Annotated in this window: 12 protein-coding genes; 11 read left to right on the top strand and 1 reads right to left on the bottom strand. The window is 34.9% G+C overall.

The window, feature by feature from the left end; all coding sequences use genetic code 11:
• The 10 genes from ACKF5P_RS10655 to ACKF5P_RS10610 all read left to right on the top strand — a co-directional run bounded on the left by ACKF5P_RS10655 (window position 1) and on the right by ACKF5P_RS10610 (window position 13,729).
• Entirely contained in the window at window positions 1–1,158 is a 1,158-nt protein-coding gene (locus ACKF5P_RS10655; protein ID WP_408955181.1) for a flagellar basal body P-ring protein FlgI, read from the top strand.
• Between the two features lie 17 nt (window positions 1,159–1,175).
• Window positions 1,176–1,523, top strand: a complete 348-nt coding sequence (locus ACKF5P_RS10650) for a rod-binding protein (protein WP_408955180.1) — start codon at window positions 1,176–1,178, stop codon at window positions 1,521–1,523.
• A 77-nt stretch (window positions 1,524–1,600) separates the two neighbouring features.
• Entirely contained in the window at window positions 1,601–3,442 is a 1,842-nt protein-coding gene (locus ACKF5P_RS10645) for a SpoIVB peptidase S55 domain-containing protein (protein WP_408955179.1), read from the top strand.
• A 387-nt stretch (window positions 3,443–3,829) separates the two neighbouring features.
• Window positions 3,830–8,020, top strand: coding sequence for a translocation/assembly module TamB domain-containing protein (locus ACKF5P_RS10640; RefSeq protein ID WP_408955178.1), 4,191 nt, complete (start codon window positions 3,830–3,832; stop codon window positions 8,018–8,020).
• Between the two features lie 54 nt (window positions 8,021–8,074).
• Window positions 8,075–9,772 (top strand): outer membrane protein assembly factor, encoded by a 1,698-nt coding sequence (locus ACKF5P_RS10635; RefSeq protein WP_408955177.1) that lies wholly within the window; start codon window positions 8,075–8,077, stop codon window positions 9,770–9,772.
• A 13-nt stretch (window positions 9,773–9,785) separates the two neighbouring features.
• The gene (locus ACKF5P_RS10630) at window positions 9,786–10,349 is read left to right on the top strand and encodes an OmpH family outer membrane protein (RefSeq protein WP_408955176.1); all 564 of its coding nucleotides are present in this window, start codon (window positions 9,786–9,788) and stop codon (window positions 10,347–10,349) included.
• A 32-nt stretch (window positions 10,350–10,381) separates the two neighbouring features.
• On the top strand, window positions 10,382–11,515 hold the full coding sequence (locus ACKF5P_RS10625) for a hypothetical protein (RefSeq protein ID WP_408955175.1): 1,134 nt from the start codon (window positions 10,382–10,384) through the stop codon (window positions 11,513–11,515).
• 4 nt (window positions 11,516–11,519) lie between these two features.
• Window positions 11,520–11,969 (top strand): OmpH family outer membrane protein, encoded by a 450-nt coding sequence (locus tag ACKF5P_RS10620; protein WP_408955174.1) that lies wholly within the window; start codon window positions 11,520–11,522, stop codon window positions 11,967–11,969.
• A gap of 69 nt (window positions 11,970–12,038) precedes the next feature.
• A complete protein-coding gene (gene lpxD, locus ACKF5P_RS10615) occupies window positions 12,039–13,079 on the top strand; it encodes a UDP-3-O-(3-hydroxymyristoyl)glucosamine N-acyltransferase (RefSeq protein ID WP_408955173.1) in 1,041 nt (346 codons plus the stop codon).
• Window positions 13,080–13,081: 2 nt separating this feature from the next.
• Window positions 13,082–13,729 (top strand): hypothetical protein, encoded by a 648-nt coding sequence (locus ACKF5P_RS10610; RefSeq protein ID WP_408955172.1) that lies wholly within the window; start codon window positions 13,082–13,084, stop codon window positions 13,727–13,729.
• Window positions 13,730–13,758: 29 nt separating this feature from the next.
• Here ACKF5P_RS10610 and ACKF5P_RS10605 read toward each other — a convergent pair whose 3' ends face one another.
• Window positions 13,759–14,610 (bottom strand): L,D-transpeptidase, encoded by an 852-nt coding sequence (locus ACKF5P_RS10605; RefSeq protein ID WP_408955171.1) that lies wholly within the window; start codon window positions 14,608–14,610, stop codon window positions 13,759–13,761.
• A gap of 283 nt (window positions 14,611–14,893) precedes the next feature.
• Here ACKF5P_RS10605 and ACKF5P_RS10600 point away from each other — a divergent pair, with 283 nt between their 5' ends.
• Window positions 14,894–15,610, top strand: a complete 717-nt coding sequence (locus tag ACKF5P_RS10600; protein WP_408955170.1) for a hypothetical protein — start codon at window positions 14,894–14,896, stop codon at window positions 15,608–15,610.
• The last annotated feature ends 10 nt before the right edge of the window (window positions 15,611–15,620 follow it).

The raw sequence follows: 15,620 nt of genomic DNA, 5'->3' as shown, positions 1-15,620 counted from the left end.
ATGAAAAAGGATTGTAAGGTTTTTTCTGTAATTATAATTTTGTTAGTGTTGATAAGTTTTAACAATGATTTAACCTTAGCTTTAGCTCCTAATCAACCAGGGGCAGATGATCCATTAGTCAGGATTAAGGATATCACAAGAATTAGAGGGGTTAGAAGTAATCAATTGATTGGTTATGGAATTGTGGTTGGTTTGGATGGAAGTGGAGATGGTCAAAGTAGTCAGTTGACAGTTCAATCCATAGGGAATATGTTACAGAATTTTGGAGTGGATATTGCTCAAGATCAATTAGGGGCCAACAATGCTGCCGCTGTTATGGTTACAGCAGAATTACCCCCATTTGTCCACCCAGGTAGTGAGATTGATGTAACATTATCTTCTATTGGAGATGCTGACAGTTTACAAGGTGGAACCTTATTAATGACTCCTTTAACAGGGCCTGCTGGTGATGAAGTATATGCTGTAGCGCAAGGAGCTGTATCAGTTGGTGGATTTACAGCTGGACAGGGTGGAGCTCAGGTTTCTCAGAATCATACTACTGTTGGTAGAGTGCCTAATGGAGCAATAGTTGAAGAGGAAGTACCAATGGATTTTAATAATGATAATGAACTTACCTTGGCATTATCAAATCCTAATTTTGCCACTGCTCAAAGAATAGCTGATGTAATTAACCAGGAGTTTGGTTATACTCAAGATGGTGGTTATTATGCCCAGGCTAAGGATGCAGGACAGGTTGAGGTTCAAGTACCTAGTTACTTTAGGGATAGAGTTGTAAACTTTATATCTAGAGTTGAAGAACTGGAAGTTAGACCTGATACAGAGGCTAAAGTGGTGATTAATGAACGGACAGGAACGGTTGTAATGGGTCATAATGTTCGATTGTCGAGAGTCTCTGTTTCACATGGAGATTTGACAGTTACTATTGCTACCACAGAAGAAGCGGTTGATGTTGGTGAAGATGAGGCTGAGATTATAGAAGGAGAAGAGGTTGATGTAGCAGAAGAAGAAGCTAGCTTAGTAGTCTTACCTAAGGGAGCAGACATTTCAGATGTAGTAACTGGCTTAAATGCGGTAGGGGCTACTCCTAGAGATGTGATCTCAATTATTCAGGCTATTAAAGAAGCAGGAGCATTGCATGCTGATTTGGAAATTATGTAAATTAGGTAGGTGAGAAGATGAAGATAAATTCAAATTTGAACTTAAAGCAATCACAGGTTAATAATACTAATTTAAATGAGGCAGAAAATAAATTCAAAGATCTGTTGGAACAAGAAGCAAGTACTAAAACAGATCAAAAAGATGAACAGCTAAAAGCAGTTAGCCAAGAATTTGAGTCGATTTTTTTGAGTATGATGTTTAAACAAATGCGGGATGCTACCTTAAAATCTGATTTATTAGATAGTGGTTTAAGTAGAGAAGTATTTGAAGATATGTATTATGACCAAATTGCTGAAGACGCTGCTAGTAGAGAGCAATTAGGAATTGCAGAGGCTGTATATCAGCAATTAAGTAATAATTCTTGATCTTGGTTATAATTAGTCAATCAAAATTATAAACTAAATAGTAGCTGTTGTAATATTTAAGAGAGGAAGGGATTTACTTGCGATTAATTTCAAGAATAATTATATTAGGACTTCTTTGTTTCTTGCTAACAAGTACGGTTTTGGCTGTTGAAGAAGAGATTATGGAATTAGAAGAGATTGAATCAGGGATGGAAGGTGTAGGAAAGACGGTTTTGCGAGGGACAGAGATAGAGGAATTTGATGTAGAGATTATTAGTATGTTGGATTCTTCTGATTTGAATCAGGACTTAATCTTGGTTAAGACCAGTGGTGATGTAATAGAAAGAACAGGTGGTATTGCTGCTGGAATGAGTGGTAGCCCAATTTATATTGAGGATGAATTAGTTGGAGCTATTGGTTATGGCTGGCAGATGGCAGATCATAAGATTGGATTAGTAACGCCCATTGAGAGTATGTTGAAATTATTGGAATTAGGAATAGATGATCAGCTAAATATAAAAGAAGAAAAAGAGATTACACTCTCCACGCCTTTAGAAATAGATGGTCAGAAGTATGAACAAGTATTCTTTACTAAAGATGAAGAGCAGAAAAATAAGACTAACGCATTAGTAGCTACTCCCGTTAATACTCCATTATTGGTCAGTGGTTTAACAGGTAGAGCCAAAGATAGGTTGGCAGAAGGATTAGATGATTATGATTTAATACCTGTGGCTGGTGGTAGTCTAATGGAGCATGAAGAGGAGTTATCTTTTGAGCCAGGAAGTGCAATGGCTGTTCAATTAGTAAGAGGCGATATAAATGTTTCAGCAATCGGAACGCTGACTTATCGGGATCAAGATAAAGTTTTAGGTTTAGGACATTCGTTTTTGGGCCAAGGTAATGCGAATTATTTACTTTCTTCTGCTTATATTCATCAAATGATTACAAGTATTGAGATGCCTTTTAAGATTGGCTCACCGGCTGATTTAAAAGGAGTTATTACTCAAGATCGAACAGCAGGAGTAGCTGGTAAGGTAGACCATTATCCTAATATTGTACCTGTTAAAATAAACCTCGCTGATCAAAATTTAAAGAAAGAAGCTACATATGATCTACAGATTGTTCAAGATGAAAATTTAATTGATCAACTAGCAGCAACGGCACTTTTACAAGCAATAGATAGCACTATTGATCGTCAAGGAGCAGGGACTGCTAAGGTAAGTTGGGAATTAGTAGGGGCTAAATTACCAGATGGTATATTAAAAAGTACTAATCTTTATTATAGTGATAATGATATAGCAGTGAATACTTTGGCTGATTTTATTCAAGGAATATCATTGATTGCAAATAATCCTTTTGAAGAGGTTAATTTTGCTAGTATTGAAGTTGATGTTGAAGTACAAGAAGAGCCTAAATTTGCTCTATTAGAGGAGATTAGTTTAAAGCAAGAAGAAGTAAGAGCTGGGGAGAAGATAGATTTAGAATTAAAGCTAAGACCTTATCGACAAGAGTTAATTAAAAAAGAGATTGAATTAAAGGTTCCTGAAGATATTACAGAGGAAAAATTATTAATTAATGTTTTGAGTGGGCAAGAGGCTAATTTTAATCTCTTTTATAACGAGTATGAGGAGACGGAAGGGTCTAAAGCTAATAATATCAAGAGTTTAGAAGAGTTGATTGAGATTTATCAGTTGCAAAATAAGAATAATAGTTTAGTAATTGAATTGCAACCACTGGCAAGTTATCCTTCAGTTTCCGATGAAGAGTTTGATTCTAGTGTAGAAGAGAAGAATGATGTTAAAGAGGTTGATAGTGCTGAACAGGCAGTTGATCAAGGAACTAAAGTTAATTATGATTTGGTTGAAGAGGTAATAGAAACAGATTATGTTCTGACTGGTAGTTTAGCTAAAGAGATTGAAATTATTATAGAAGATGATTAACAAAAAGCCCCTCGTCAGAGGGGCTTTTTGTTAGCATTTAGAAACTAAAGATTAATTACAATATTATGGCACTTTTGATTTGGCGGGTAGAAATGATATTTGTAGGGGGCAGGTCTCTGTGCCTGCCCATGTTAAATCACGGGCGACCACGGAGAGTCGCCCCTACAAAAACACATTCTTTTACGAACGAAAAGTGCCACTGTATATCAATTAATCAAGAAGTTTTTTTGTGAATTTTTCTTTAAACTTGATTAGCTTGACATTTAATTGCGAATAGTGGTAATATATTATAGTTTTCTTAATAAATAACTAGTGATTGCTATTGCAACTGTTAATAAAATATAATATTATTAAAGTAGTCTGGAGATTAGATTTGGGGGCAAAGTAATGAAACTAGAAAGGATAAATTCTAGATCAATTATAATAGTTGGTTTGCTCTTGTTGTTTCTGATGATGGCTTTATATTCAAATATTAATTACTTGTTGTTACAGGCAAGGGAAAAAGCAATCAATCTTTTAGAACAAGAGTTAACAACGGAAATTGTAGTGGATGATATAAAGGTTGAAGGAATTAATAAAATTAATATAGCTGGATTGACTATTAAGGATCAAGAGGCTAGGAAGTTATTGAAACTTAGGGAAGTTATTATTAATTATAGTTTAGCTGATTTAATTTTGAGTAGATTTACTCTTTTAGATAGTATTAATGGTATTAGGTTAATAGAACCTGAGTTAAACTTAATAGAGGAGGAGGAGTGGAATTATCAATTTTTGATTGATAATTTTGAAGAAGTTGAAGAAGTTGATTATTCTTTTCCAATTGAGATAAAGCAAGGGAGATTGGGTTATTTTGATTCTCAGTTTGAAAAGGAGTTAGGGAATATAAATGGTGAGATTAAAGCTGGACAACAATTAAGCTTTGATCTACATAGTAGTTCAGGGTCTAAGCTGATTAAGCAGCTTAGTATGGAAGGGATTTTTGAAGCCGGAACTTACCATTTAGAGTTGGATTTTTCTGATCTAAATTTAACCAGTTTAACAGAGGATTATGATTTGCTTGCGTGGGATGGAGTTGAAGTTAGTGGTCAAGTGGAAGGAAGTTTTAGACTAAGAGGTAATATTGAAGGTTTATCTAGTTATTATGGGAGCTTAGAAGTTGTTGATTCTGTTGTTAGTAATGAACAATTAACAGTAGATGGAATAGCTGGGGAGCTCAGTTTTAACAAATATGGATTGCGGTTTGATCGATTAAGTGGCAGTTATCAAGCGATGCCTTTTGAGTTGACAGGTGAGATCTTTAGCTGGGAGCAACCACAGTTAAATCTGGAATATAATTTTAATAAGATAGATCTAGGACAAGTTAGCAAGGTGGTTGAATTAGATCAATTTGAAATAGAAGGGTTGGCCCGGGCTACTGGAAAGATAAATGGAAATTTGAATAATCCAAGTGTTACTAGTAATTTAAAAATGGAAGAAGGACAAATTAAAGGGGTTAATTTAGGTGGGTTTGAAGGGCAAATTTATTATAAGGATCGGGTGTTGAATTTTGAGGAGCTAGAATTTGCTATGGGCTCAGGTAGAGTGATCGGTGAAGGTAGGGTAGACTTTACGAAAGATGTTGACTATATCTTTACTACCAAGCTAGCTGATATAAGTTTAGCTAAATTAGAGGAAGAATTTGAAATTGAAATTTCTAGTGAAGGTTTACTTAATGGGGAGACTATTATTTCTGGCTCTGGAATAGAAACAGAAGAGCTGAATATGTTAGGCTCAATAATAATAGGAGAAGGCTCAATTCAAGGTTATGATTTCAATCAGTTTGAAACAAGCTTTTGGCTTAATGAAGGGAACTTTTTTTTGAATCAAGCAGAATTAATAGCAGATCATAGTAACTATGATCTGCTTGGTTCAGTGACTTTGGCTGGCGATTTAAATCTAAACTTGACGGCTAATGATGTAAAGTTAGATGAACTGGTTGGTTTTCACAAGCAAAAAGAATTAGCAGGTACGGTTGATTTAACTGGTAAAATCAGTGGTAGCCTATCTGAACCTAAATTTACAGGTCAGTTTAGAGGGATAGAGTTGGAGTATGACTTTTTAGAATTGGGAGTTATGGAAGGTGAACTAGCTTTAGTGCCAGAAGAGATTCAATTTGAGAGGGTAGATTTACCTGAAATTTCTAGTTCATTGACTGGGGCGATAGAATTTGAGACTGGCAAATCAGATCTAGTATTAAAGACTGAAGAGGTTGAACTTGATAAATTGTTAGCAATTACAGATAATCAATTACCACTTTCAGGTGTAGTAACTGGTGAGGTAGAGATCAATTCTTTATTCTCTCCTCTTAGTTTAACAGGAGAGGTTATAGTTGAAGAAGGGATTGCTTATGGACAAGCTCTTGATCGAGCAGAGATTGATTTTAATTATGAGGGCCAAGAAATTATAATCAATCAGTCGATAGTTAATTACCAAGATAGCAGTTTAGAGATCATGGGTACTATTGAAGAAAAAGAGTTAGATTTGAAAGTGAAAACTGATGATTTAAGTTTATCCAGTATTGATTATTTACCACAGGATCTTGAACTTACTGGTCAAGCTGTTGTAGATAGTAGAGTTTATGGTTCGATCTTTGCGCCTCAGATAGCTGGAATTGTGCAAGGGGAAAACATTAAATTTGCTGGCCAACAACTAGGAGAAATAGAGGGTAGGGTTGATTATCGAGAACCTAATCTATACCTAAAAGATATAGTGATTAATAATGACGAGCAACGCTATCAGATAGATGGAGTTATAGATCTCTATCGCCAAGAATTTAATGATTTGATCTTTACAATTAAAGAAGGGGATTTAGATTACTTTACTCAATTTCTTGATGAAGAGTTTAACTTGTCATATCCAGTTGAAGGGCGAGTTATTGCCAATGGTCCTTTAGTTGAGCCTGAAGTAGGACTTGATCTATTAGTTAAAGATAAAAACGGGGTTGGCTATATACAAGCTGAAGGAGATTATTGGTTACAACGAGATTTAGATTTGAATTTAATTGTTAAGCAATTTGATTTAGGGGGGCTAAATGAATTAGAGCTGGTTGATTATCAATTAGCAGGAAACCTTAATTTAACAGGAAGGTTAACTGGGGATTTTGATAACTTGAGCTTAGACTCTCAGATAAGGGTTACTGATGGGCAACTCAATAACTTAGAATATCAAAGGTTGGCTGGTAGGCTTAAGTTGATAGATGGTCAAAAGTTGATCTTAAACCAACAATTACAGCTTAAAGAAGATAATATCTTACAAGCAAGAGGGAAGTTGCCTTTAGTTGAAGATGAAGAGTTTGACCTTGACTTAAGGCTAGAGGAAGGTAATTTAAGTATTCTTTCTTTTTGGCTAGAAAATGTTGAATCAGCTAAAGGGCGTGGTAGGGCTATTTTAAGTATTACAGGAAGTTGGCAAGAGCCTAAGTTAAATGGAAGTGCTGAGATTATTTCTGGTAGCTTTAATCATTTGGATTTGGACCGAGAGTTTAATAATTTAAATGGTAAGATTAAGTTTGCTGATAAAGAGGTTACTGTTGAACAATTAACTGGTTATTATGGCTCGGGAGATTTTGAGTTAGATGGTAATATTTTAATTAATGGCTTTATGCCTCAAAAGTATGACTTGAGGTTGACAGGAGAAGATATCTTTTTTGCACATGGTTCTTGGGAAGGTTTAAACAGATTAGATTTGCAATTAGCTGGAGATTTCAAACGACCGCTACTTAAAGGAGAGATAATAGCTTACAATACCTTCTTTAGTCTGCCGGTTGATTGGCCAGTAATGGAAGGAGAGGGCCAATCTAATATAGAACCACAATTTGATTTGACTATTAAGCCAGGCAGGGATGTAAGAGTAGGCAATAATAATATTGATATTCTGGTTCAATCAGGAGAATTAGTGCTAGAAAGTGCTTCTCAAGGAATAGAATTGACGGGCCAATTAGAGTCTACTACGGGAAGATTTACTTATTATAATACTGAATTTGAAGTTGAAGAGGCCAGAGCTAATTTTGGTAGATATACTTTTATTCCTGATTTACACCTGGAATCAAATGCTAGAATAGGTGGCGAGGAGATTGAATTAAATTTATATGGGCCAGCAGATCAGCTTGATTTTAATCTATTGACTCAAGATGAGCTGACAGAAAAAGAGGTTATTAGTTTATTAGCACGTCAAGGAGGGATGGCAAGCTTACTAGAGAGAGATTTTGAGGAAGCAATCAGAAGTGAGATGTTTAGAATCATTGATGAAGGAATTAAGACTGAATTGATCTATCGAGTCGAAAGATCTTTTGAAAGGACATTGGATTTAGATCAAGTTAGAATCAGATCATTGTTGAGTGATGAACTGGAGATAAAGTTAGGTAAATTTATCTTTGATGGTTTTATGTTAAAGTATAATCATACCTTTGGAATTGAGGAGAAACAAGCAGTAGGTTTTGAGTATCAATTTTCGCGAGACTTAGAGAATTTAAGTCTTGATGGAAATTATAATAATTATGGTGATTACCAGATGGGTTTAGAAATGAATATACCGTTTTAGTAATTGGTAGAAAACAAAAGCATAGATACTTATCAGAAAGGGAGGAATAAAATTATGTTTAAAAAGGCAGGTTTAACAGTATTGGTTTTAGTATTTTTATTAGCAAGCAATAGTTTGATTGTTGCTGCTGAAGAGGCAGTTCCAACAGATAATACTGTGACTGGAGTTGAAGTGACAGGTAATAAGTTAGTAGCTGATGAAGAAATTTTAAAAGAAGTTACAACTGAGGTTGGTGATGATGTTTCTAATGAAAAGTTACAGCAGGATATGCAGCAAGTTTTTGAATTAGGTTATTTCTTTGATTTGCAAATTTTATTTAGAAACTATCAAGATGGAGTTAAATTAATTATAGAGGTAATTGAAAATCCTGAATTATCAGCGATTAAAATTGAAGGAAATCAAGAAGTGGCGACAGAAGAATTAGAAGGCTTATTATCATTACAGCCAGGTGAAATTTTGAATGTTAATTATTTAGATCAAGGTGTAGAAAGAATCAATGAATATTATCAAGAGCAAGGTTATATGTTGGCCCAGGTTGTCGATGTTACAATAAAGGAGCAAGATCAATTAAAGATAACCATCGATGAAGGTCGCTTAAATAGTTTAATTATTACAGGAAATGAAGAGACTGAAGACTTTGTAATTGAAAGAGAGCTGAGTCTGAAAGAGGGACAAGTCTTTAATATTGAGCAGATGTGGAATGATTTTAGGAAGTTATATAACTTAGGATACTTTAAAGATATTAGACCGGATTTCAAACCTGTTCCAGGTGATTCGCAGGCAGTTGATTTAGTTGTTGAAATAGAAGAACAAAAGACAGGTACTTTCAGTATTGGTGGGGGTTACTCTTCTGCTGCTGGGTGGACAGGTATGGTTGATGTAGAAAAGGATAATCTCTTTGGTCGTGGACAGAGAGTAAACTTAAGTTGGGAGTTTGGAGATACAACAAATTATGAATTAGGGTTTTATGAACCTTGGGCTTTTGGAACAGAGACGAGCTTAAACTTTAATCTTTACCGTACTGAATATGATGATGCAGTAGATAATGTTGCAAGAAGGCAAGGTGGAGATATTACTTTTGGCCATCCATTAGCTGATGATATTACAGGTTATCTAAAACTGGACTATCATAATACGAGATATGAAGAAGAGTTAGAACGTGATGATGAAAATACTAGAAGTGTTACCTTAAAAACAATTAGGGATACGCGAGATAATATCTTTAGTCCTCGTTCAGGGAGTAGACAGGAATTATCAGTTGAGAGAGCAGGCTTTGGTGGTGATACTGAGTTTACTAAGTATGAAACTGATTTAAGAAATTATTTACCAGCGAGGGAAACTGATACCTGGGCTTTTAGGTTGAAGACTGGCCTAAGTGATGGGGATCTTCCAACAGGAGAGCGTTATGCATTAACTGGTCTGAATGAAGTAAGAGGTTACAGTAGCGATTATTATGATAGGGATAATGGAGCTGCTGTAAATGGTTTTGTTGATGGAGATGCTATGTTAGTTTCTAACTTAGAATATAGATTTGGGATTGTAGATAATGTGACAGGTGTTGCTTTTGCTGATGCAGGTAGAACCTTTGCAAGTAATAGTGATATCAGTTTGAACGATTTGAATTATTCAGTCGGTTTAGGAGCAAGATTTAATACTCCAATTGGGCAGTTAGGATTGGATTATGGTTATGCCCCAGAAGGTGAATTAGAAGATAAGACTAACTTAAGTATTAGAATCGGTAATACATTCTAAAGGGAGTGGAATAATGAAGAAACTATTAGTAAGTGGAGTCTTAATTACTCTGGTTATAGTGGGAGCTTTAGTAGTTGTTAATCCTGTTCAGGCTGAGCAAGCTGAACAGGAAGAGGTTGATATTCCCCAAATTGCTTATGTTGATATGGAGAGATTATTTTTAAAGCATCCTCATAAAGAGAATGCAGAAGAGGAGTTGGATCAAAAAGGCCAACAATTACAGCAACAACTTGAAGTTGAGGCAGCTAATTTAACTAAAGAAGAACGACAGGAGTTATTAAAAGGCTATCAACAAAAGCTTAACCAACTAGAAAGGGATTTGATTCAGAGCCTGATAGATGACATCAATCATAAGATCAGAGAAGTAGCTCAAAGAGAGGGAATAACTATTGTTGTTGATCAACCAGTAGTTATCTATGGTGGTTATGATTTAACATTAGAAGTTTTGGCTGAGCTTGATTCTGAAGAAGTGATAGAGCTAGAAGAAGATGGTTTAGAAGGAGAACAAGTTATTGAGTTAGATGATGAAGAGTTGCTAGAAGATGAGTTATTTGAAGGCAATAAAGAGTTGAATTAAATTATTTTAAACTTAGAAAGCAGGTGTTTTCTGTGAAAATAATCAAAAGTAGCTTAATTGGGCTGCTATTGGTTATGGTTTTGGGCTTGGTTGGCTGTCGTAATCAAGAATTAACGACAGATAACGTTAAAAATGAGGTTGAACCTCAAATTGGAATTGTTAATTTAGCGAAAGTCAGAGAGGTACATCCTCTGACAGAACAGATTGTTCAAATTGAAGAACGGATTGTCAACCTCAATCTTTCTTTACGGGAAGAAAAGAAGAGTTTAAATAGGATTGAAGAAGATACAGGGAGTTATTTAGCTGATTTTAATCAGCATGTAAAGAGGAGATTGGAAGTTATTGAAGCTGATTATGCTAAAAAAATTGAACAGGAGGAAGTAAAGTTATCTTCTAAACTTGAAGATTATTATCAACAAGTGATGGCTGAGCTCAAACTTGAAGTAGAAAAAAAAGAAACTAGTTTATATCAGGAGTTAAAAGAGAATGTTTTATCATTAGAGAAGAAATATGATGCAGCTTTAGAAGAGTATAAAACTGATATAGCTGAAGATTATAATTCGGAGCTTATTAATTTAAGGTTACAGTTGAGAGTTGGTAATTTAGATGAGGCCAAACAAAAAGAGTTACAGAATAAGCTAGAAGAGTTGACAGCAGAAAGAGGAGCCAAGATTGAAAGCCAAAAGCAAGATTATAGTCAAAAACTACAGTCTTCAATCCAACAAGAAGAAGAGCGGTTACAGCAGAAATTACAAGATTATCAACAAAAATTATTATCTCAAACTAAAGCAGATTATACAGCTAAAAAGCAAGAGCTAGAGGTAGAGTTTTATAATTATTTAATCTCTTTGGAAGATGAAATGGCGACCGATTTATTCAAGCAAGAAGAAGAGTTAACAGATAATATTGAAGATGAGCTATTAGCTGCTCAACAAAAAATGATGGCTAGAGTAGAAACTAAGATTGAAGATTTAACTGATGAAATTATTCAACTCCAGGAAAAACGTGATAAATTAAGGTCGGAAAGAAAAAAAGAGCTGGATCTAATGTTAGAAGAAGTAGCTGAAGATAAAGAATTAGCTTTGATTTTAACTGATTATAATCAAAATTTAGCAGCGATTGATTTAACTGAAGAAATTTTAACTGAGATTACGCTAGGGGGGTGAAGGAGTGAAAAAACTAATTCTAGTAACTATTACGATTCTAATGACAACAATTTTTCTACTAGGATGTACAGCAGAGCCTGAGACTGAAGTGAGAACGGAAGTAGAAGAAGTTAAAATTGAGGTAGGAGTTATGAATCAAGATCGAGTATGGAATGAAAGTAAGCAAGCAGCTAATTACCAGAAACAATTAAATAATAAAATTGAAGCTATTCAGGAAGAATATAATCAAATAGCAGAAGGATTAGAAGAAGAAGAACAATTAGAGCAACACCAGCAAGCTTATGAAGAAATAAATCAATTACAAGATGATTTAAGAGGACAATTTGTAGCTGAAATTGAAGAAGCAGTCAAAGAGATTGCCGAAGAAGAAGGCTTAGATATGATCTTAGATCAACAGGATGTTAGATATGGTGGGATTGACATTACTGATCAAGTAATTGAAAAGTTGCAATAATTTGTTTAATTGACTAATAATATCAGCCTGTTAATAGGCTGATATTATTGTACATAAGGAGGTTTGATGATGGGAAGAAAAGTAAAAGAGTTAGCTCAGTTAGTAGCAGGAAGGGTTGTAGGGGATCAAGGTTTTGAAGTTAAGGGGGTTGGTGGAGCAGATAATGCCGATTGTAATCAAATAACCTTTGCCCTTAATCAAAAATTCTTTCGACAAGCAAAGCAGAGAGCAGGGGCAATTATTGTAACTGAGGATCTTATTGAGGAGGATGTTGTACAGCCACTGATTGTGGTCGATAATCCTCGCTTAGCTTTTGCTAAGATTGCTAAGATCTTTTTGCCTCAGCCGTATGCTCAACCTGGAATTAGTAAAGAAGCGGCAGTCAGTGCTGAAGCTGAAGTGGGTGATGAGGTATCTATTCATCCAGGAGTAGTAGTTGAAGCAGGGGCCAAAATCGGTGATCGAGTAATCTTGGCTCCAGGAGTATATATTGGACATGATGTTGAAATTGGTCAAGATAGTATAATTCATCCGAATTCAGTAATAGAATATGAGTGTAAGTTAGGTAATGAAGTTGAAGTTAATGCTGGAGCAGTGATTGGTTGTCAAGGTTATGGATTTGAAACCAGTGCAGATGGTCACGAGAAGGTACCTCAATTTGGTAATGTAGTTATTGAAGATAAGGTAGAGGTAGGGGCCAATGTTACGATTGATCGAGCTGCTACTGGCTCAACAGTTATTGGTCAGGGAACAAAGATTGATAATTTGGTACATATTGCTCATAATGTTGAAGTAGGAGCTGACTCATTATTGATTGCCCAAGTTGGGATTGCTGGTAGTACTAAATTAGGAAAGCGTGTTACATTAGCTGGTAAGAGTGGGGTTGTAGGTCATTTAGAAGTAGGAGATGATGTAACAGTAGGTGCCTATAGTGCAGTGACTAATGATGTTACAGATAATTCTTTTGTTTCGGGGTATCCTGCTCATGAACATCGTCAAGAAAGAAGGATTAAGGCAGCTCGTAAAAAATTGCCACAAATGATAAAAAAGATGCGAAGATTAGAAAAGAAGGTTGCACAATTAGAAGAAAAATTAGATCAGGAGGGCTAACGATGAAAAAAAGATTGAGAGTAGGGGTTATACTGGCTTTGTTGATTACTTTTTCTTTGCCAACTTATGCTGGTCAATTTGGAGCTACTGGTTTAGTAACTATTCCTACGGCAGATATTTTGGCTCCAACAGAATTGAACTTAGCCTATCAACGCCTTGATGCAAGTGGAGATTTATTAGGGGTTGATTATGGAATTAAAGAAGGAGTTCAATTAGGAGTTGGAGTTGAGTGGCCTGAAGGGATTACAGAGGAGGTTGAGGTTTTTCCTAAATTAAGGGTTAAACTGGTAGAAGAGACTAAGAATATTCCAGCTGTAGCAGCAGGGTTTATTGATCGAGATCGCTATTTAGTTGCTAGTAAGTCTACTCCTTATTATGGGTTGAGAGCACATTTAGGAGTGGGTGATAAAGGGCAGTTTGAGGATAACTTCTTTGTAGGTGTCACTAGAATTTTAAACCCTGTCTCTGTATCGAGTGGAGATAGTAGTTTTGAATTACCATTGACGACTATGTTGGCTGAATATAATGGAGGGCTAAACTTAGGGTTTAAATTTGAGTTTCTTCCTGAAATTAATGCTAATTTAGGGGTTAAAGATTTAACTGATCAACAGGATTTTACTTTTGGAGTTAATTTTAAAAATGAGTTTTAATCAATAACCTTGTCCTTCAGGGCAAGGTTTTATTTTATAGTTATTCTAGTTTGGAGTGGGATTAGGTGGTATAATTTTTTGATATCCTCTGCCTCCATTCTAATGCAACCTGCTGACTTTTGTTCTGTAACAGGAGTTGCATTATTGGTGCCATGGATTCCATAGCTGCCCCCTAAAGTCCAGAGATCAATGCCAATCCAATAGTTACCAAAATCCTCCCTCCCTTCTCCTGTGATAGGAAATTTATTTTTAACTGTGAAATTACCAATGGGAGTAGGGCTTTCTTGAGCACCAATCCCGATGGAATAGCTTGCTATTATCCTTGGCCCCTGTTTAAGGTGAAGTTGTTGTTCATCTGTACTGATCAGTAAGCGATAAGGCTTAAATGGCTGATCATAATTTTCAGTTGGTTTAAGGTTAGGTTTAAAGCTTGCTTCAATTAAAGTTGTTAAGTCAGTTGTTTTTTTAGTCTGTTGAGGATTATAATACCAACCTCCTTGTTGATCTAATTCAGTACTGATTCGCTTGCTATTAGAAACAGGTTCATTAGGTAAAGTCAGTAAGTAATCTCCTAGTAAATGATTTAGTTCAGTAGGTAAGCGGTAATTGTCTTGTAAATAGAGCATTAAAGCTGTTCTAACCTTAGTTAGTTGTTGCTTGGGAGTTATTAAAGTTTCTTTTTCTGTAAGTTGTCGAGCTCTTAGTTGTTGAAGATAACTTTCTATTTCATTGAATTGGTCATAATTTAAATTAAAAGATGTTCTGTTATTATGTTCAGTTAGCTGAGAATTAATTAAAATTAGAAATAGGATTAGAAATATAATGCCAAAAATGATTAATATTTTTTTTAAGTTAGTGGTTGAAATAAATGATCTATTCATCTTCAGCCTCCCATGTAGATCTTTGTTACTATTATTACTAAGTTAGAGTTGTAGCAATCTGTTAAGTTTTGTCATTTTATTTTGACAATTGTTGTATAGGTTAGATATAATATAAATAATTAAGGAGTAATCAATAGTTTATTTAATGATTTTTAGCATTATTTGTAGAAGTAATATAGATAAGATTGATTATTTGGCTTTTTAAAGAAAAGCTATGTTTTTATCTGTGCTTAAATTATGTACATAGTGACAATTTGATAGATTATATTTAGGAGGAGCCTAAATGGTAAATAGACAAAAGATAATAATCTTATTTTTAGTAATTATAATGGCAAGACCAGTTTATGCTCAACAAGGTGATTTTGAATTAGGAGGAGGGCTTAGTTATAATACTGTCGGTTTAGATAAGTTGAATCATCATCTATGGCAGAGAAATCAGTATTTAAATTATGATCTGTTCAGTAATTATACTTATCAACCATTAGAAAATATTGAGTCAGAAGTAGGTTATTTTCTAACAGGTAGATACTGGCTGACAGATAATCTAGCTTTAGGGGGAGAAATTGAGCAGACTTATCTTTTCTCTTATTATCATAACTTTCGATATTTAGAAAGTTATGAGCTAGAATTAACAGGGTTTTTAGGGGTTCTTAATTACCGGATTGATATGGAAAGGTCAGATTTAGATTTAAAGTTAGCTGTTGGCCCTTATTCTAGCCTTTTTGATTGGAATAAGCATATTAAGACTGATATGAAGGATGTTACAAGTGAAAGGTATGAAGGGAATACTTTAGGTGCTAAAATAGGAGCTGATTTTTTCTTTCCCATGACTACTCAAGTTGAGGGAAGAATAGGGGTTAACTATCGTTATGCTTTCTTCTCTAAGTTAGAGGATGAAGAGGGCCAACCTTTTTATAGTGTTTATGGAGACGATATGGCTGGAGATCAATTTGATTTTAGTGGTTTGGAGATGAGAAGTAGCTTAGAGATTAAGTTTTGAAAAGGGGTAG

Origin of the sequence: Natroniella sp. ANB-PHB2 (assembly GCF_046097105.1) — a bacterium.
Taxonomy (GTDB): Bacteria; Bacillota; Halanaerobiia; order Halobacteroidales; family Halobacteroidaceae; genus Natroniella.
This window is presented reverse-complemented; position numbering and strand designations above follow the sequence as displayed.

Excerpts from the sequence above, each read along its gene's own strand:
- ACKF5P_RS10655 (WP_408955181.1), top strand. The coding sequence starts at position 1 with ATGAAAAAGGATTGTAAGGTTTTTTCTGTAATTATAATTTTGTTAGTG.
- ACKF5P_RS10650 (WP_408955180.1), top strand. The coding sequence starts at position 1,176 with ATGAAGATAAATTCAAATTTGAACTTAAAGCAATCACAGGTTAATAAT.
- ACKF5P_RS10640 (WP_408955178.1), top strand. The coding sequence starts at position 3,830 with ATGAAACTAGAAAGGATAAATTCTAGATCAATTATAATAGTTGGTTTG.
- ACKF5P_RS10635 (WP_408955177.1), top strand. The coding sequence starts at position 8,075 with ATGTTTAAAAAGGCAGGTTTAACAGTATTGGTTTTAGTATTTTTATTA.
- ACKF5P_RS10630 (WP_408955176.1), top strand. The coding sequence starts at position 9,786 with ATGAAGAAACTATTAGTAAGTGGAGTCTTAATTACTCTGGTTATAGTG.
- lpxD (WP_408955173.1), top strand. The coding sequence starts at position 12,039 with ATGGGAAGAAAAGTAAAAGAGTTAGCTCAGTTAGTAGCAGGAAGGGTT.
- ACKF5P_RS10610 (WP_408955172.1), top strand. The coding sequence starts at position 13,082 with ATGAAAAAAAGATTGAGAGTAGGGGTTATACTGGCTTTGTTGATTACT.
- ACKF5P_RS10605 (WP_408955171.1), bottom strand. The coding sequence starts at position 14,610 with ATGAATAGATCATTTATTTCAACCACTAACTTAAAAAAAATATTAATC.
- ACKF5P_RS10600 (WP_408955170.1), top strand. The coding sequence starts at position 14,894 with ATGGTAAATAGACAAAAGATAATAATCTTATTTTTAGTAATTATAATG.